General features: G+C 63.1%; 19 protein-coding genes. 4 read left to right on the top strand and 15 right to left on the bottom strand.

The window, feature by feature from the left end:
• Positions 1–129: 129 nt before the first annotated feature.
• Positions 130–867 (bottom strand): FkbM family methyltransferase, encoded by a 738-nt coding sequence (locus tag ACQY5A_RS13670; RefSeq protein ID WP_428340882.1) that lies wholly within the window; start codon positions 865–867, stop codon positions 130–132.
• Positions 864–2,048 carry a glycosyltransferase gene (locus ACQY5A_RS13665; RefSeq protein ID WP_428340881.1) on the bottom strand — a complete coding sequence of 395 codons (1,185 nt, stop codon included), beginning with the start codon at positions 2,046–2,048 and terminating at the stop codon, positions 864–866. Before ACQY5A_RS13665 ends, ACQY5A_RS13670 begins: the two co-directional genes overlap by 4 nt.
• 634 nt (positions 2,049–2,682) lie before the next feature.
• Between ACQY5A_RS13665 and ACQY5A_RS13660 the strand changes: the two genes are divergently transcribed.
• A complete protein-coding gene (locus ACQY5A_RS13660; RefSeq protein WP_428340880.1) occupies positions 2,683–2,982 on the top strand; it encodes a hypothetical protein in 300 nt (99 codons plus the stop codon).
• On the opposite strand, the gene ACQY5A_RS13655 is transcribed toward ACQY5A_RS13660, so the two are convergent.
• The 12 genes from ACQY5A_RS13655 to ACQY5A_RS13600 all read right to left on the bottom strand — a co-directional run bounded on the left by ACQY5A_RS13655 (position 2,979) and on the right by ACQY5A_RS13600 (position 14,070).
• Positions 2,979–3,728 (bottom strand): FkbM family methyltransferase, encoded by a 750-nt coding sequence (locus tag ACQY5A_RS13655; RefSeq protein ID WP_428340879.1) that lies wholly within the window; start codon positions 3,726–3,728, stop codon positions 2,979–2,981. The genes ACQY5A_RS13660 and ACQY5A_RS13655 overlap by 4 nt on opposite strands.
• A 17-nt stretch (positions 3,729–3,745) precedes the next feature.
• Entirely contained in the window at positions 3,746–4,942 is a 1,197-nt protein-coding gene (locus ACQY5A_RS13650; RefSeq protein WP_428340878.1) for a hypothetical protein, read from the bottom strand.
• A 147-nt stretch (positions 4,943–5,089) separates the two neighbouring features.
• Positions 5,090–5,374: a WXG100 family type VII secretion target gene (locus ACQY5A_RS13645; RefSeq protein WP_428338374.1), complete on the bottom strand. Its 285-nt coding sequence runs from the start codon at positions 5,372–5,374 to the stop codon at positions 5,090–5,092.
• A gap of 31 nt (positions 5,375–5,405) precedes the next feature.
• Entirely contained in the window at positions 5,406–5,702 is a 297-nt protein-coding gene (locus ACQY5A_RS13640; protein ID WP_428340877.1) for a WXG100 family type VII secretion target, read from the bottom strand.
• 54 nt (positions 5,703–5,756) lie between these two features.
• Complete coding sequence (locus ACQY5A_RS13635) at positions 5,757–7,259, bottom strand: PPE family protein (RefSeq protein ID WP_428340876.1); 1,503 nt, start codon at positions 7,257–7,259, stop codon at positions 5,757–5,759.
• A 19-nt stretch (positions 7,260–7,278) separates the two neighbouring features.
• Positions 7,279–7,578 (bottom strand): PE family protein, encoded by a 300-nt coding sequence (locus ACQY5A_RS13630; protein WP_428340875.1) that lies wholly within the window; start codon positions 7,576–7,578, stop codon positions 7,279–7,281.
• Between the two features lie 205 nt (positions 7,579–7,783).
• The gene (locus tag ACQY5A_RS13625) at positions 7,784–8,809 is read right to left on the bottom strand and encodes a glycosyltransferase (protein WP_428341508.1); all 1,026 of its coding nucleotides are present in this window, start codon (positions 8,807–8,809) and stop codon (positions 7,784–7,786) included.
• A gap of 89 nt (positions 8,810–8,898) precedes the next feature.
• The gene (locus ACQY5A_RS13620; RefSeq protein ID WP_428341507.1) at positions 8,899–10,155 is read right to left on the bottom strand and encodes a class I SAM-dependent methyltransferase; all 1,257 of its coding nucleotides are present in this window, start codon (positions 10,153–10,155) and stop codon (positions 8,899–8,901) included.
• Positions 10,156–10,392: 237 nt separating this feature from the next.
• Positions 10,393–11,907, bottom strand: coding sequence for a sugar transferase (locus ACQY5A_RS13615; RefSeq protein WP_428340874.1), 1,515 nt, complete (start codon positions 11,905–11,907; stop codon positions 10,393–10,395).
• Between the two features lie 52 nt (positions 11,908–11,959).
• Positions 11,960–12,508 (bottom strand): dTDP-4-dehydrorhamnose 3,5-epimerase family protein, encoded by a 549-nt coding sequence (locus ACQY5A_RS13610; RefSeq protein ID WP_428340873.1) that lies wholly within the window; start codon positions 12,506–12,508, stop codon positions 11,960–11,962.
• A 65-nt stretch (positions 12,509–12,573) separates the two neighbouring features.
• Positions 12,574–12,774, bottom strand: coding sequence for a hypothetical protein (locus ACQY5A_RS13605; RefSeq protein ID WP_428340872.1), 201 nt, complete (start codon positions 12,772–12,774; stop codon positions 12,574–12,576).
• A gap of 99 nt (positions 12,775–12,873) precedes the next feature.
• On the bottom strand, positions 12,874–14,070 hold the full coding sequence (locus tag ACQY5A_RS13600; protein WP_428340871.1) for a PPE family protein: 1,197 nt from the start codon (positions 14,068–14,070) through the stop codon (positions 12,874–12,876).
• A gap of 341 nt (positions 14,071–14,411) precedes the next feature.
• Here ACQY5A_RS13600 and ACQY5A_RS13595 point away from each other — a divergent pair, with 341 nt between their 5' ends.
• Entirely contained in the window at positions 14,412–15,086 is a 675-nt protein-coding gene (locus ACQY5A_RS13595) for a TetR family transcriptional regulator (RefSeq protein ID WP_428340870.1), read from the top strand.
• A gap of 97 nt (positions 15,087–15,183) precedes the next feature.
• Positions 15,184–15,855: a TetR family transcriptional regulator gene (locus ACQY5A_RS13590; RefSeq protein ID WP_428340869.1), complete on the top strand. Its 672-nt coding sequence runs from the start codon at positions 15,184–15,186 to the stop codon at positions 15,853–15,855.
• Position 15,856: 1 nt separating this feature from the next.
• Here ACQY5A_RS13590 and ACQY5A_RS13585 read toward each other — a convergent pair whose 3' ends face one another.
• Positions 15,857–16,219 carry a PAS domain-containing protein gene (locus ACQY5A_RS13585; protein WP_428341506.1) on the bottom strand — a complete coding sequence of 121 codons (363 nt, stop codon included), beginning with the start codon at positions 16,217–16,219 and terminating at the stop codon, positions 15,857–15,859.
• Positions 16,220–16,389: 170 nt separating this feature from the next.
• Here ACQY5A_RS13585 and glmU point away from each other — a divergent pair, with 170 nt between their 5' ends.
• Entirely contained in the window at positions 16,390–17,847 is a 1,458-nt protein-coding gene (gene glmU, locus ACQY5A_RS13580; protein WP_428340868.1) for a bifunctional UDP-N-acetylglucosamine diphosphorylase/glucosamine-1-phosphate N-acetyltransferase GlmU, read from the top strand.
• The last annotated feature ends 44 nt before the right edge of the window (positions 17,848–17,891 follow it).

Below are 17,891 nucleotides of genomic sequence, written 5' to 3'. Positions count from 1 at the left end.
CCGGCCGAAGCGCGTAGTGACCGTGGCAAAAGATGACGGTTGGTGCATCAAGTTCAAGCACTAGACAACGTTGCCTGGTGCATGATGAAAGACACCTGGCAGCGGGCCATTTGAATGCGCCGTCAGTCGTTATGAGGCGTCTCGCAGCCGTTTGTCGCTCCTGATGAAGAGCATGTCAGTCTGGATACTTCGCCCCTGCGCGTCACTACTCGAGCCATAGCTGCCGACGATTTCGTAGCCGCGCTCATGCAACCATGTCACCAAATCGTCAGCCAGCACCTGTCCTTCGTATAACTCGACGAAGGATGCCTCCGCATAGATGTAATCGAACCTGTCGAGCAGATCTCCGCACGCGCGCAAAGCCTCTAGCTCGTAACCTTGCACGTCGACCTTAAGTAAGGCCGGTTGCTGGATAGAGCCGCATTCAAGAAACTCGGCAAGCGGAGCGGTTCTGACGGTTTCGGTGCGCACTTCATCTGTGCCGCGGAAGATCTGTTGTTGGGTGGCAGTGATCGGCAAGAGAGACGACGAATCGTCATGACGCGACACATGCATCGTGGACTGTCCGGGCTCCGGCCCAAGGGCAGCCTGGTGCACAGTCACCCGCTTCTGCTTGGCGAAGACGCGCCGAAAGCATGCGGCGGGTGCCGCCAGCGGCTCCAGCGAGACGATTCTTGCAGCCGGGAATGCATGCAGTGCAAAGAGTGTGAACTGCCCGCGATTGGCGCCCACATCGACAACGGTTCGCAGGTCAAGCTCACCCAGCGCCCGCTTGTGCTCGACGGTCGCGGCAACCCTGTGCTTCAGCAGGGCATTTCGGTAAGGCGCCACCCGCAAGATGGCAACCAGCTTCGCTGAGCGCTTCATACCAGGTTCACCTTTCCGATCGCACCGGCGACCGACTTAACGAACTCCTTTGCGGCTCCCTTTGCTTCGAAGTTCTCAAGGAAGCAGGCGTGGGCAAGGTTGCGCATTTCCGTGCGTTCGCCATCCGAAAGATTCATCCAACGGTCCAGCAACGAGGTGGCGCCAGCGCGGGTATCGGTTTCAACAAAACCCGCGCCACCGCGCTCGATCTCGCGCCATATATTCACTTTGTCGGTGATCAGCACTGGCAGCCCGCATGCGAGCGCCTCGGCGATGACGATGCCGAAGTTCTCGGAGTGCGACGTCAAGGCGAACGCTTCAGCGGCTCTGTATGCACCCCACTTAGAGCCTTCGTCCAGCATCCCGACCCAGGTGATACGGTCTTGCACCCCAAGCGAATCGGCCAGCATCCTCAGCCCAGCCTCTGTTGCTGCTTCATCCGGGCCGGCCACCACGAGATGCAGGCTTTCGTCCCGATGGCACACGCGTGAGAATGCCTCAATCAGCAGATCGCATCCCTTCTTGGGATGGAGCCTACCGAGGAACAGCAGGATGCGCTTATCTCGTAGGTGCGGGTTCGCCGTCAAAAACTCTTCACGCTGCAGCGCCGGATTACCCTGCGGCTCTTCAATTCCCAAGCCGACGATCGCCTCCGTAGCGCGGTAGGGCTTGAACGAGGTTCTGGCAAGATCTCGCTCTTCCTCGCAGGTGTAAATGACGGCCTGCGCATCGCGAAGGGCGCGGTGCTCGAAAAGCCGCCAATAGAGCACCTTTTTCACGTGCTTGCCCGGATAGCGCTTCTCAAACCAGGGATCCAGCGCACCGTGGACAAAGAGGAAGTACGGTACTCCGGCCCTGCGGCACGCCGCGCGAACCGCCTGGCTCTGGTATTGCCAGATTCCGTGGACGGCCACAGCATCGTAGTCAGCAGCAAATCGTTCCAGCCAGAGTCTCAGATGTCTTGCATACCGGTACTTTCCGAGTGCCGAGCCAAAGCCGCGGGGCGGGCCGGCTAGAGCAGACAGCCACGGGGCCGACGGAGCGTCCAACGTCACCACGTCCACTGAGTGGCCCCGATCATTAAGACTGCGGGTCAACTGATTCACGACAACGCATGGACCCCCGTAGGCCGGGTCCAACGTGCCGGCAACTTGCAGCAGACGTATCGGCGGCATGGTCATCCGTTCCAATAGTGTCTCGGTCGCCGCGAACAGTCGCGAACGCGCTTGCGGATGGACGTGTGAAACGGAACGCAGTTATTCATCCTATGCACCTTTGTAGCGCCAAATGAGCACTCGCGCAGGGCGATAGCCTTGATCGGGGCCATAGTCATCCACTGCCGTCGCAATCCGATGTCTGCCGGCAGCCGCGCGCTTTGCACCCACGGCTGTTCGGTCTCGGAACAACATTTGACCCTCCTTGGCGAGAGCGGAACGCCCGAGTCCGGCTGCATGCCCGCGGCACTTCGCCCGCAGCTACTATATACTTTAAGTTGGTCGAAAGCGACTTTTACATACTAATGGTAGTCATTATGGCGTCAGGCGAACCGCTTGTTATCGCAACATCCAGTTCGAGCCAGACTTACCGTGAGTTCTATTTGCAGGAACGACGATCACGCCTGAACAGGCGAGTGGCGCCACGCCACTCGCCTACCTAACCCGAGCGTTGGCTCACGAATCATTAAGCAAGCCCGGTCATCTCCTCCGGCGCCAAGGCGAGCGAACAGCAAGCTGCTAGTTTTTACCCAGCCCCTTGTTAATCCCCGAGCTGGGCTGCAGACGCTGTCCGGCGATGACGAAGCACAGGAGGCTGCCAGTGTTTGCCCAACATCTCTTCTACAGCATCGCGGCCATGAATGCGCTTTTCTCGTCAATGGCTTGGTGCGCCGCGAAACCGAATACGTTGTCGATTCTGTCGACCCTGACGTTTGCGGTGATTTGGCCGTTCGTCAATGGCATTTTGGAAGGGAACCTCCTGGTCACCCTCACCAGCACCCACGGAATAACGGTCTCGGACTTGTTGTCAGTGCTGGCGGTTGTGATCGCGCTCGTCCAAGCGATAAGAATCCGCCGAGCGGCGCGCCGCAATCGATCTGCCGGCGGACAGGACTCCTAGTCCTCGATGGGTACCTGGCTGTTGGTTGATACGAACGTGTAGTTCCAGTCCTCGATATGGACGAGGCGATATCCGGCCTGCTGGAGTAGCCGAACCGACTGCAGCACATCACGAAAGGGGACGGGCTGATCGTACTCGATGCATAGCACTGTAGGTCGAATGCCTTCTGCGACGAAGGATTCGATGACTCGATGCTCAGCGCCCTCGATGTCGATCTTCAACACGTCGATGTGGCTGTCGCCGAAGTCATCCATCAGTTTTCGGAGTGTGTCGACCTTGGCCACGAAGTACTCGGACGAGCCCTGGAGGTTGAGAACCGAACAGGCCGCCAACGCGGGGTCACGCGGGTAATAGAAGCGTAGTTCTTCAGCCTTGTCCCACAACCCAACTGGGACGAAGGCAAAGCGGTCACTGTCTGGTGCCAACGCCTTGACGTAGGTTTCCGCGCGCGGTGTCGGATCAATAGTCACCACGCGCATCCCTCGATCATGTAGCGCAAGGTCAAACGAAATGTCCTCCCCCGCACCGACGCAGTAGGCGAGTGCACCCGGGCGAATGACGGCCTTCGGCAGCCACCAGCCGCCGAGCTCTGAGCCGAGCCGCACAAGATTGGCCTGCTTGCTCGGGCGTAAATACGTTTTCATGAGAGGCACTCCGATTTGGTGCCGAATAACCCAACTCGACCACCACTTCAGGCCATACGTACGGGCGTCGCGGCGGAAGGTCCGAACACCCTCGGGGATCAATAGCATGACGACTCCTATCAGACGGTCTTTTTCGATGAGCTAGCAGGCTCGGCCATAGCCTGAATGGAGCGAAGCACCCACAGCACACCGGCCGACGCGATCACGCAGGTACACAACGCCAGCCAGAACGTGATTGCGACGGCGCTCCCAAAGACCAGGCCGGCAACGAAGGATGTCGCCACTTGAACTCCGATCAGCAGCGCCGTGAGTTCGAAGACCGTCATGCTCGCAGCTTGAGATTGGAAAAAGGTGAAGACGCCCGTCATCCAGCACATGGCTGCCCACGTAGCGCCGATGTAAGGAAGCACCGAAACCGTCTCTTGCCAGCTGGCACCGAGCATGGCCGCCCCCACCCTCGTCGGCAAAACTACCAGGCCGGCGGCCGCAACCAAGGTCAGCACAGAAGTAGCCGACGATGTTTTGCGGAGCAGACGCCACTGCTCGCTGAGCGAGTTGCCGGTGCGCGCCGCATGTGGAATGAAGACCATCGGCATCGCCGATAACAACGTCGCGATGGGGCCGAATACTGTGAGCGCTCCTCGAATCCCGGCCGCAGCGGCGTTTCCGGCAGTTATCACCGCGGCAAGCGTGATGAAGACGTAGCCGATCTGACCGACGGAATAAACGCTTCCGTAGCGGACCCTCGCCGCCCATTGAGTCCGCCACCAATCCAGTAGCCCGCTGCGGCGCGGCGACACTCGCAACCGAAGCGCCAGAAGGGCGGCAGAAGCGAACGCGCTCAACCCCCACAGATAGATTGAGAATTGCGCCGATTCGCGAACGTGGCACAGGTTCGCAACAAACATGCCAAGCATTACCGCGGTCCACACCGCGTCGGCAACCACGGCAAGATCTGGCCTACCCCGGCCAATTGCATTCAGACGCAATACATCTTGCGCTAGAACCGCCGGCAAACCAATCGCGAAGGCGAGCCCAATCAATGGATGGTGGAATGCGGTGCCGATGGCAAGCAGGAGAACTCCGCCGAGACCACCGTTATACAGCGCCCACGCAAGGGCATAGCGCGGCTCGGCAGCTGCTTGCGCGTCCTTCAGGTTGCCGGTCAGCAACAAGGGCGTTCCCAGCGCCCCCCTGTTGAATCCGATGCAGCCAGACACGATTGCGATCAGCAGTCCGACTATCCCGAATTGTTCTGCAGACGACAACTGCGCCAACACAAAAGCCATCAAGGCGTTGCTGGCGCTCGACAGCACTTGGTCAACCGTGGTCGAAAGCGCGACCGACCTGGCGCCCCTCGCGGGGGCAGCAGAGGATGGACGGGTTGATGGACTCACGCCGCTTCGGACCTCACTCATGCGTTATGGCGCCGTCGGACGGCGTGATCGATTGCCGGCTGCTAATCAGGCCCAGCTGGAGCCGACGGCGGAGTCGGTGCTCGACATGTTGTTGCCGGCGGTCTGCACCTTCTGGCCGTGGCTGTTGGCCTGCTCGTAGATGGTCTGGAAGTTGCGACCCAGCTGGGTGATGAACTCCTGGCAGGCCACCGAACCCGAGCCGCCCCAGAAGTCACCGGCAGCCAGCACATCGCGAACGATGGACTGGTGCTCGGCCTCCAACGAGGCGGCCTGGGAACGGATCATCGCGCCGTGGGCATCGACATCACCGAACTGGTAACTGATCGACATGACTGTTCTCCTACAGGGTTTCGGTGGTCGGCTAGCTGGACAGGATCTGCTGCGAGCCCTGCTCTTGGGCCTCGTAGTTGTTGGCGTCACGGATCAGCCCATCACGCACGCTGTGCAGCATGTTGACGATGTTGCGGAACGCGGTGTTCATCTGGCCCATGGTGTCGTGCGACGTCATCTGAGCGGTACCGCTCCAGCCAGCTCCGGCGATGTTCTGCGAAGACGCCCACATCTTGCGGGCCTCGTCCTCCACCGTCTGGGCGTGCACGTCGAAACGGCCCGCCATCGACCGCATCTCGTGCGGATCAGTCATGAATCGTGTGGGCATATCTCTCTCCTCGCTGGTACTCAGTTCAAAACATCGGTCGCCGTGACCGAAAGATCAATGGTTTCCGTTGTTTCCGTTGTTTCCGTTGTTTCCGTTGTGGCCGTTATATCCGTTGTATCCGTTATGACCGTTGTGTCCGTTGCCGTTGTTCGGCAGATAGACGATGTGCGGTGTGTAGCCGGGAGCGGGCGGGAGGCCCGCGGGTGCTTGGTATGCGCCGGCGGGCGCCATCGGGGCCTGTGAGTATCCGGCTTCTGGCGAACGCGCCAACACCTTGAGACGTGGCCCGTACCTGGAAGCCACTGCGCCGCCTACGCCGGCGGCGGCGGCTATGCCTGCTGCCTGCCCTGCGCCGCTCGGTAGGAACGGTATGCCCATCGGCAAGCCACCTTCCGCCGGACTGACGCCCGGCAGCGGTGTCGCCAGCGGCATGCCGGCCAGCCATGTTGGTGTCGCGGCCGCGCCCCAACTCGGCGGCACCGACAGGGCGCCGACCGAGGCCGCCGCACCCAACCCAGCCAAACCACCTGCGCCGCCGGCGAATCCGCCAACCGCAGCACCACCCATCGCCGCCGCGGCTCCCCCGGCGGCAGCCGCGGCGGGCGCAGCAACAGCCGCTGCAGCGGGCGTGGAGGCTGCTATAGCTGCGGCGTTCAGGGGGGCCTGGTATGCGGTCAGGAGAGGCACTACCGCATCGAGCCCGGCGAATACGACAACAAACCCTCCGAGATCGGCGTACTCGGCGATGAGGCTTTCCGCCAGGCCGCCGACCGAGAACCCGGACGAGGACAAAATGCTTCCTAACCCGGTGGAGACGGTCGTTGTTCCGGTAGCAGTCGAGGACCCCAGAAGATCACTCAGGATCGAAGAGATTCCCGAGCCGGACGACGCCGAAGAACTGGGCGACCCAAGGTTCTGTAGCGCCGATTGGATCGCCGACATCAGTTGCGAAAGCGTCGACTGGGCACCCGATCCGGTCGACACACCAGCGGCCTGCGCGGTCGCCGCGGCCTGATTGACGGTGCCGGCCGGGTTGGTGGTCGACGGCGGCGGCGTGAACGCCGTCAATCTCGAAGCGGCCGCCGAACTGCCAGCGTAGCTGTACATCGCGCTGGCGTCCTGGGCCCACATTTCGCCGTACTGAGCCTCGACAGTGGCGATCGCGGGGGTGTTTTGTCCATAGACATTCGTCGCGGTCAGCTGGGCGAGCTGCGTGCGGTTGGCGGCGATCACCGGTAGCGGCACCACCGATGCGACTGCTGCCTGGTAAGCGCTCGCCGCCGCCCCCGCCTGAGTAGCGGTCTGCTCAGCAGCTGCGGCGGCGGCGTTAAGCCATGCCACGTAGGGTTCCGCCGAATCTTGCATAGCAGCGGACGACGGACCCACCCATGAGCCATCGGTCAACGCCGAAATCACGGATCCGTACGAGGACGCCGTGGAACGCAATTCGGCAGCCAAGCCGTTCCAGGCCGACGCCGCGGCCAGCATCGATTCCGAGCCCGGGCCGGCATAGATCCGCGCTGAGTTGACCTCTGGCGGTAAGCCTCCAAAATCCATCGCTCAGCCTTCGGCTTACCTAGAGTGCCGCAGCCGCATTTGCGGCTTCGGTAGCCGCATATGACGTCGCGCTGGTACTCAGCGTGTGCACGAACATTTCGTGAATCGCCGCGGCCTGGGCGCTCACCGCCTGGTAAAGCTGGGCGTGTGCGGCAAACTGCGCCGCAGTCAGGGCCGACACCTCGTCCGCTGCGGCGGGAACAACCCCGGTGGTTGGAGCCGCGGCGGACGCATTGCCGGCCATCATGGAAGAACCAATGCCCTGCAAGCTGCCGGCAGCCTCCCCCAGCGACTCTGGCTGCGTGGTCACAAACGACATGTGTTCCTCCTCGCGGAAGCTAAGCCGAATGGGCGGCGCCTAGGCTCCCAGTTCCAGATACCGACAATAAGCATTAATCGTATTTTACATACTATTCGAAGGATTTCAACCGATACGCTGTAACTTTAGTCTTTTCTTCATGACCAGCGCCCACCAAGGAGAAGCGTCAGATCTACGGCTGCACGTCCATAATTCCGTCCGGCGCTCATACTGCTGCTCTCCCCGTTCTATGCCCCACATCGGTGAGCACCGTGAAGAGCCCATCCGCGGCGTGATCGACGGCGAACGAATCCGCGTAGTGCCGTGCTGCCGCCGCACCTTGCAATGTTGCGGTGAGCGGGTCCGACAGCTCGTCGAACGCGGCGGTCAGTCCTTCGACGTCGTCGACCCCAACCGGGGGAAGGACCGGCGGTTGGTACTCGGGCAGACCACCGACCGTCGACACGATCGGCATCACGCCCAGATGCATCGACAGCATCTGTACGCCGCTTTGCGAAGCGCCGCGGTAGTGCGCAACCGAACCCTTCGCGGCGGCAATGGTTTCGACGACGTCCGCATAGCGGTAATTGCCCGGGCGCCAACGCACGTAAGCCGGAAGGGTCCGAATGACAAGTGGCCCATTGCCGATCAGCAGCAATTCGTCCCCGCGCCAGCTGCCTCCGTCCACGTGACGCTGCCAGGCATCGAGCACGACGTCTATGTTCTTCTGCGACCCCAGTTGCCCGGCCACGACGAAATCTCGCCGCTCTTCAGGGCCCACAAATGCCGGAAGCTTCGCTGGATCCAGGTCGCTGCAGAGCGGCAGCACTGTCAGGGGGGTGCCGGCCACGTCCCGCCGGACCGCGACCGCGATGGCGGCGTAGTTGCTGTAGGTCACAGTGGCCGCCGAACGGGATCCCCAGCGGTCGTATAAGGCGCGCGAGAGCGTTCGGAGCCGCCCGCTGCCGTCGTCGCGCCGATCGTCATGGACCAACTGAATCCGCGGGATCCCGCTGGCCAGCGCGGTCCACCGCGGGTCACGGACCTGCTCGGTGATCACCACGTCAGGCCGGAAATGACGGATGCGGCGCCGCGCCGCAAGCCAGCTCGCGACCGTCCGGAATTGCAGATCGAGCACCAACTCGTAGTCGCGCGCCGAGTCCGACTCTGGGTGTCGGTCGGTGGTCACCAACAGCACGTCAACGCCCCGCGCGCGGAGCGCCTCGGCCTGCACGCGCGCCAGCGGACGCATTAGCGGCGAAAGCCACACTGCCCGAACTGTATTGGAGTGTGCTCGGTCGCGCGGGATACTGGTTGGCACCTCCCGGGTTCGACGAGTGATCACGGCGATGTCACCTCGTTGCCGTTGCATCTCTGCAGGGTCGAGTGCGGCAGAGTCCGGGGAGACACCAGACGAGCGCCCCATTCACCGATATAGCTGAGTTGATCGGCTAACTCGGATTCGAGATCCCCGGACAGCGCCAAGACCACATCTGGCCGGTCAATGCCGATCCGCTTCGGGTCGTAGATGGGGATTCGCGTACCCGGCGTGAAGCAGCCCTGTCGGTATGGATCGCGGTCCACGATGTACTCCAGCAGGTCGCCACGAATCCCGCAGTAATTGAGCAGGGTGGTTCCAGCACCAAGGGCTCCGTAGCCGACCACCCGCTCGCCGTTGGCCCGGCATTGGAGCAGAAACCGTAATAGATTCTGGCGCAACGCTTCAGTGCGTGGCCGCAACTGCAAATAGCCTTCCACTCGCTGCAATCCCGCGGCTTTCTCCATGCGTAAGATTTCTACGACCCGATCGGTGGGAGGAGCGGCGATTCGCGCCGGGCGGGCCCAGATGCGGAGCGAGCCACCGTGCGTCGGCAAGAGCTCTGCGTCGACGACGGCAAGTCCGGCGGTCGCCAGCGCACGTGTCGCCGAGAGCAGTGTGTAGTACTGCGCGTGGTCGTGATCGATCGTGTCGAACTGCGCGTTTTGCAGCAGCTTCAGCGCATGACGTACCTCGATGCTCAGCCAGCCGTCATCGGCCAGCAGCGCACGCAGGGAGCGGGTGAAGTCGCGAAGATCCGGAATACGCGAGTAGACATTGTTTGCCACGACGAGATCGGCCGGACCGTATTCGCCACGTATTTCGCGTGCCAGCGACTCATCCAAAAAGGCTGTGATCGTTGGTACGCCGCGATCCCTGGCGATGAGGCCGGCATTCACCGACGGCTCGATTCCCAGGCACGGTATCCGCGCGGCCGCAATGTGGCGCAGCAGATATCCGTCATTGCTGGCGACCTCCACCACGAACCGCTCGTCGGACAGGCGCAGCCGCTTGACCGTGTCGCCGACAAACGCCTCCGCGTGCTCTGCCCAGGAGTCCGAAAACGAAGAGAAATAGGGATGCTCGGCGTCTCCGGCACCCGACCAGATGAAGGCGGATATCTGCAGCAGCAAGCAGTTCTCGCACGCCCGCAGGTGCAGCGGGAACGTCGGTTCAGCCAAGTCGAGTTCTCCCGGCGTGAGAAGACTGCCGCACGGCGGAGTGGCACCCAGGTCGAGAACACTGCGCATCCGGACAGAATCGCAAAGCCGACAGTGCAACTGGGCCAGCGCGGTGGGACCAGCATCTGCGGCGCCGCGAATCATGGCACACCGTCGGTTGGAGGCCCGGACCGCGGCGGGGGCACACCGCGGTCCGGGAGTTTGGTTGAGGTCCAGAATATTTCGTGAATCACGCGCTCAGCTGCTTACGACGCGGCGAGGCCGTTGCCGGCCGATGGGCGGGGCTGTCATCAGGGTGGCCACTGTGGAGAAGACGTCCCGCTTGCCCGAGCTCATTTAGTACGCCCCGTCGCTGGACACCACCGCTTTGAGGGTCTTCGCAATGAGCAGGAAATCGCTTGCCATCGACCAGTTGTCGACATAGGACAGATCGAGCCGCACCGATTCGTCCCAGGGCAGGTCGGAACGGCCGTTGACCTGCCACAGGCCGGTAACACCCGGCTTGACGAGTAGGCGACGCTTGACGTCCCCGTTGTATTGCAGCACCTCTCGCGGCAGCGGCGGTCGCGGACCGACGACGCTCATGTCCTGCCTGAGCACGTTGATGAATTGCGGCAATTCGTCGATGCTGAGCCGACGGAGGATTCTTCCCACCGTCGTGATACGGGGATCTTCGCGAATTTTGAACAACACTCCGCCGTCGCTCTCGTTGAGCGCCAGCAACTGCTTAACCTGCCGGTCCGCGCCGTCGACCATGGTCCGGAATTTGAGCATGGTGAATGGCTTTCCATCCAAACCAATCCGTTCGGACGGGTAGAAAACCGGACCTTTACTGGTCAGCTTGACAGCGATAGCCGCCGCAATGAGCAGTGGCGATGTTCCGACGATCGCAGCGAGCGCGAAGCAAAAGTCGAATGCGCGCTTCTGAAAGCTTTTGGCCCCTTGGTACTGCGGCTTTTCCACATGAAGCAATGGGAAGCCGGCGACGGGCCGCAGCGATAGCCGCCCTTCGGCGACGTCCATCACCCCGGGTGCCACCACCAGGTCGACATCCATGGTCTCCAGTTGCCACATCAGCTGCCGAATTCCCTGTGCGCCAAAGCGATCTGTCCCCGTTAAAGCGACGGTGTCGGCATTGTGGCGCGCGATCGCGGCCAGCGCGTGCGTCTCATCACCGAGAACCGGGATTTCCTGGCCCTTGACGACGAGGGATTTGCCGCGCGATGGTCCATAGCCCGGAATACCGGCCCCGACCACCACATAGCCATCGCGCGGATGCCGGGTTAGCTCCTCGACCAGCTGAGAAACCCCCTTGCGATCGCCGATCGCCAGCACCCTTGTCAGGCACTCACCGTCGGCCCGCTTGCCGGCGATGTAGTAACGCCAAAACATCCGGCTCGCCAGCAAACCGATGGTGCCGATTGGTAGCGCCACCGCTAGGTACCCACGGGCGAGAAATATCTTCGCCAGCAAGGTCGCCATCGCGATGATTCCGAACGTCCAGAAAGATGCGCTGACGATGCGCCGATATTCCTCGATTCCCGCGCCGATAACACGTATCGACCTGGAACGAAAAGCCGCGATCGACGAAAGCCATAGCGCGGCAAACAGAATGGAGAATAACGTCATTGTGACGCCGGGATAACCCGCAACATGGGGCGAATCACCGAATCGGATGAACTGGGCGAGCGCCACTGCGGCGCACACGATCAGGGCGTCGGTCATGCGCAGCCGAAGTGAATACTGATGCTGCCAGCGACGGGCGGGTGCAGCCTTAATCTGCGCCGGCCGCGCGACGATGGGCGGTCGGCCGTGTTGGGCGGGAACGCTACTGGCAATGGAGATCGTCATACCGGCCTGACTCCTTGCTCGTGGGTGACGTGGAAGTTTCCCGCTGCGGGCCTCATGACGCCGCTCTCCCAACCGATGCCAGCATCGGCCAGCTAGCGTCTTTCTCGGAGATGACGCTTACCGCCAATGGCCACTCGATCGCGAATTCCGGGTCATCCCAGCGGAATCCCTGCTCCTCGTCGACCTCGTAGACACCGCTGACCTGATAGAGAACCTCGGTGTTGTCGGCCAGAGTCTGAAAACCGTGCGCAACGAACGGCGGCAAGAAAAGGGCGCGGCGATTGTCGGCACTCAACTGCACCATCACGTTGTCGCCGTAGTTGCTCGACTCCGGGCGCACGTCGACAGCGACCGCGACGATGGCGCCTCGCGTGCACCGGACCAACTTGGCCTCGACGTTCGGCGGAACCTGACGGTGGATGCCGCGCAGTGTCCCTCTGGCGTAGTTATAGGCCACGTCCATCCGTGCGACGCTGGAGAGCAACCCGTAGTCGGCGAATTCGTTGGCGCAAAACAGGTGCGAGAAGAATCCGCGATCATCGCGGTCCGGTTCGATGTCGACAATCGTCACTCCGCCGATGTCAGTGGGGGTGTACTTCACTCGGACTCTCCCTTCCGGATGGGTCGCCATCTCGCGCCGCATCGTCATTGCCATCTCGAACTGCGCTAGTTCACCGAGTAACCGGAGCCGAAGTCGGACATGGCTTTTCCACCGCGAAAGCCTCGGCGTAGATCCGAGTCGTCCATCCTGTGGTGGAACTCGTCAGCGGCCCCACCCAGCTGCGCAGAGTCCGTAGAGGGATCGCGCACTACGCCTCCTGCGTCAGGGGACACCCATTCGGCGCCCAGCTCATTCAAACCGGCCATCACTGTTTGAGTGAGTATACATACGTTTGGAATGAAGTTAAGCATTTTAAACAACCTTTGGTATGACACGAGCGTTAAAAAGCGCAACATCGCGGTGCGTCAGCCGGCGTATACCGGGCGCTGGACCATGGCGGGACGGAAGTTGTAGCGGGCGGCCAGTGGAGAGCGGGCGACGCCCTGCTCAGCTGTTTGCGCCATCGGGGCGCCGACCGGACCGGTAGGGCTACCCGACAGCGGCGCCGGGGTGGCCGGCATCCCGGCACCGGCCGGCAGTGCCGAGGCGACCTGGCTGAATGCGGGGGCCGCCGAGGTCCAGCCCTGGGGCACCGACAGGGCGCCGAGTGAAGCCGCGCGGCCCGTAGCGGCGGACACCGCGGCCCCCGGTGAACCCAGGCCGCTCGCGGCGATCGTCCCCGACGATGTGAACATCGGGAATCCGCCGCCGAAGGTGCTGGTCGCGGTTCCGAGCGACTTCATCAGCGATCCCGACGAGCCCAGCATCGTGAAACCCGACGTCAGCATCGACGCCGACGAGGTAGCGCCCGAGGTCAGCCCCTGCGCAGATACCAGTGCTGTGCTCGACGACGACGTCGAGGTGGTGATCGATGACAGCGGCGCAGTGGACGTCGACGACGACGTTGTCGCTGACGCCAAGGTCTGCAGCGCGCTGGGCATCGTCGCCGTGCTCACCTGCGAAACGGTCTGGGCGCCGGTCCCGGCGGCCGTACCGGCGGCCTGGGTGACGGTAGTGCTCAGCGCGCCGGTGCCCGACGTAGTGGTTTCCTGTGGAGCCGTGAAAGGCGCCAGCGCCGAAGCGGCCGACGACGCGCCAGAGTAGCCGTACATCGCGACGGCATCCTGTGCCCACATCTCGACATAGAGCGCCTCGGTGGCCATGATCGCCGGGGTGTTCTGGCCCAGGAAGTTCGTCGCGACCAGCGCCAGCAGCAAGGCGCGGTTCGCCGCGATCTCCGCCGGTGGCACGGTCATCGTGAATGCCGCCTCGTAGGCGGCCACGGCCGCCTTGGCCTGGGCGGCGACGTCTTGAGCCTGCACGGCGGTGGCACTGATCCACGACACGAACGTGGCCCCCGCAGCCGCCATCGACACCGAAGACGGACCAAGCCACGTCGAGGTCAAATCCGCGATCGCAGACCCGTAGGCCGCCGCCGCCAGATACAGGTCGTCTGCCAGAGAGTCCCAGGCCGCGGAGGCGGTCGTCATCGGCCCTGCTCCTGGCCCGGTGTACATCAGCCCGGAATTGATTTCCGGCGGAAATGCTTCAAACCCGCACATCTACGATCCGCCGCTTCTCGTGACGACGGCTTCGCCGGTGCTGATCGGGACGCCCACGTCTGCCGAGTTGGACCTCGCGCGTACCGCGCGCTCATCCACCGTCCTCAGACCGTCCGCCCGCATGTCAGACAGTTTACATACTTCTGGAATCATGTACAGCTTGGAACAAACCGAAAGTCTTGCTACAGTCCGTTCGGCTGCATCGGCTCAGGGGCGGCTTTCGAGTCGCGTCGATCGCAACGACACATTGCAATTGGACTAAGCTCGACCAACGACACCTCGAAACCACTGGGGTCTCTTGGAAAAGCTTCGCGGCGGAGCATTCTTTAGGTGGCCCAACCATGACCGAAACGACCGACACTCGAGCTGATTCGACGCGACAGCAAATTCTTCGCGCCGCCGCACGCCAATTCGCCCGGCTCCCCTACCATCAGGTCGGCCTGGACGATGTGCTCGCCGAAGCCGAATTGACCAAGGGCGCAATGTATTTCCACTTCCGCTCGAAGCACGCGCTGGCACTGGCGATCATCGAAGATCAGATCAGCCGCTCTGATGCGGCGATCACCGATCTGCTGGCGCGGAAGCTGTCCGGTCTGGAGACGCTGATCGACTTCTCCTACCAACTCGCGGTACGCGACATCAGCGAGGACATCTCGCGGGCGGCTCTTCATCTGGTTGAGTCGATCGGGCGAGTCGAGGGTCTGCAGACGAAGTTGCATCAGCACTGGATCGACAATCTCACGGTTGCCGTCCAGCGCGGTATCGGTGAAGGCGACGTCGTAGAGGACTGCGAGGCAGTCGATGTGGGACGCCTGGTTGCGTCGTCCTACATGGGTCTGCGTCAGACCGCTGATCTCGACGAACCGCGAGGTTTTCTCACTGACTTCGAGAAGATGTGGGCGCTGATGCTGCCCGGGTTCGTGCGTACCGAGCGGCTCGACTACTTCCGCCAGTTCATCGAGAGACGCACAAAGATCGCGATCGGAAGCATGTCGGCGCTGGCAGGTTCAGGTTGATCAGTGGTGCCGTCCCCGGCCTGTTAGGATTTCGCGTCCAGCCAGTTCACAGCTGATGGTCCGGAATGTGCGACCGGAACTCCGGAGGTATTAGGCGATGGCCCGCCAGGTTCGATCGGAAGCGACTCGTCGAAAGATCCTCGACGCCGCTGTCGACGTGTTTACCGAGGTCGGGTTTGCGGCTGCCGATCGCGGCGCCATCATCGAGCGCACCGGGATGACCAAGGGCGCCTTCTACCACCACTTCGACTCGATGGAGTCGCTCGCGTCGGCCATCATCGAAGAGGGCTCCAGCCTGGTGGTATCGGAGTTGAGCGCGTTGTCGGACTCGTTTTCGCCGGCGCTGGAGAACATCCTGCACGGCACCTTCGTGACCGCAGATCTGTTCGCCACCAACAAAGTCGTGCGGACCGCCGAGCAGTTGACCCTGGCGTTCGGCAAGTTCAACGACACCGCCGACAAAGCCACCACTTACACCGCCTACGGCGCCTGGATCGAAGCGATGACGGTGGAGGCGCGGCGGGCGATCGCCGAAGGCGACATCCGGGAGGAGCTCGATCCGCTGGCGGTTAGCGAGTCGATCATCGGCGCGACGTTCGGCGCCCGGATGATGGGCCAGCGAACGGGCGACGACAACGACCTGGTCCGCCGGCTGACTCAGATGTGGGAGTTACTGTTTCCCGCGATCGTCACCGAGACGTCGCTGGGCTACTACCGTGAGTTTCTGGCGCGCGAGGCCTTGCGCCACGTCGAGCCCGAGGACTCCTAGCTCAGTGCCCGGTGGCCCATAGTTCTTCGGTGAGGTCCTGGAAGGTGGCAAGAGCGATCTCGTCGTCGGCGCGCCGCAGCGCTGACCTGCTCATCAGCGCCCGCACGGTCGAACCGTCCTTGTGCGCGAGTTCGACGACCATGTTCGCCAGGCCGTCGACAAGCGACAGCACACATTCCGTTTCGAGCGCGCCATAAAAGATGTCGTAGAACTTCAGCGCGACAACCTCTTCGGCCTCGCGGCCGAGAATGTCGGCGAACGCCGTGTTCGCGAAAACGATGGTGCCATCCTGCAGCACGGCCAGAGTGGGGACCGGGATCCGCTCCAGTAGCACCAGCGCCGGCAGCTGCTTGAGCGCCTCGATCGGCGATGGGCTGGCCTGCGGACTTCGTCGACGTTCCACCGCTTGATTATTGTCCATCGCGGTGTTTATCGGCGAATCCGGCGTGGACGGTCTGTTTTGCCGGAGGCGTGCGGATAATGACACGCTGAACGGATGGCACAGCGACGGGCGACCAGCGTCGAGGAGGTTCGATGACGACGAACGGCGAATCAGCGGTCCTCGTCCTGGCAGCCGGTGCCGGAACCCGGATGCGGTCCGACATCCCGAAGGTGCTGCACACCCTCGGCGGCCGCAGCATGCTGGCGCACTCGCTGCACGCGATCGCCAAGATGGCCCCACAGCACCTGGTGGTGGTGCTGGGGCGCGACCACCAGCGCATCGAGCAGTCCATCCACGAACTGGCCGAGACCCTTGGCCGACCGATCGACACGGCGACCCAGGACCGGCAGCTGGGCACCGGGGACGCGGTGTTGTGCGGCCTGGCCGCACTGCCCGACGACTTCCGCGGCGTCGTCGTCGTCACCGCCGGCGACGTCCCGCTGCTCGATGCCGACACCCTGGCCGACCTGGCCGCCGCGCACAACTCCCGGGGCGCCGCGGTCACCGTGCTGACCACCACACAGGACGACCCAACCGGCTACGGCCGCATCCTGCGTACGCAGGACCACGAGGTGATCGCGATCGTCGAACAGGCTGACGCGACGCCGTCGCAGCGAAAGATCCGCGAGGTCAACGCCGGTGTCTACGCCTTCGACATCACGGCGCTGCGCTCGGCGCTGAGCCGGCTGTCGGCCGACAACGCGCAACGGGAGCTATACCTGACCGATGTCATCGCGATCGTCCGACAGGACGGGCAGGTGGTGCAGGCCCGGCACGTTGACGACAGTTCGCTGGTGGCCGGCGTCAACAACCGGGTGCAGCTGGCCGAGCTGACTGCCGAACTCAACCGCCGCATCGTGTCCGCCCACCAACTGGCCGGCGTCACCGTCGTCGACCCTGCGACCACCTGGATTGACGTCGACGTGAGCATCGGCCGCGACACGGTCATCCAGCCCGGGACACAGTTGCTCGGCGGCACCCGCATCGGCGGGCGCTGCACCATCGGCCCGGACACCACGCTGACCGACGTCACGGTCGGCGACGGCGCGTCGGTGGTCCGCACCCACGGCTCCGAGGCCGCCATCGGTGACGGCGCAACGGTCGGCCCGTTCACCTATCTGCGGCCCGGCTCGGTCCTAGGCGCCGACGGCAAACTGGGCGCGTTCGTCGAGACCAAGAACTCCACGATCGGCGCCGGCACCAAGGTGCCGCACCTCACCTACGTCGGAGACGCCGACATCGGCGAACACAGCAACATCGGCGCCTCCAGCGTCTTCGTCAACTACGACGGCACGTCAAAGCAGCGCACGACGGTCGGCTCGCACGTTCGCACCGGCTCCGACACCATGTTCGTCGCACCGGTCACCGTCGGGGACGGCGCCTACACCGGCGCCGGCACGGTGGTCCGCGAGGACGTTCCGCCCGGTGCGCTGGCAGTCTCCGGCGGCCAGCAGCGCAACATCGAGGGCTGGGTGATGCGCAAACGGCCCGGCAGCGCCGCCGCGCAGGCCGCCGAGCAGGCTCGCGCCGCGGATGACGAGCAGGCATGATGTCAACGCCGCAGCGGACCCGCGATTCGCTACCTACTATTTCT

The sequence above is a fragment of the Mycobacterium sp. genome, assembly GCF_965277065.1.
Taxonomy (GTDB): Bacteria; Actinomycetota; Actinomycetes; order Mycobacteriales; family Mycobacteriaceae; genus Mycobacterium.
Note: the sequence above shows the minus strand (reverse complement) of the source record. Positions and strands in the feature narration are given on the sequence as shown.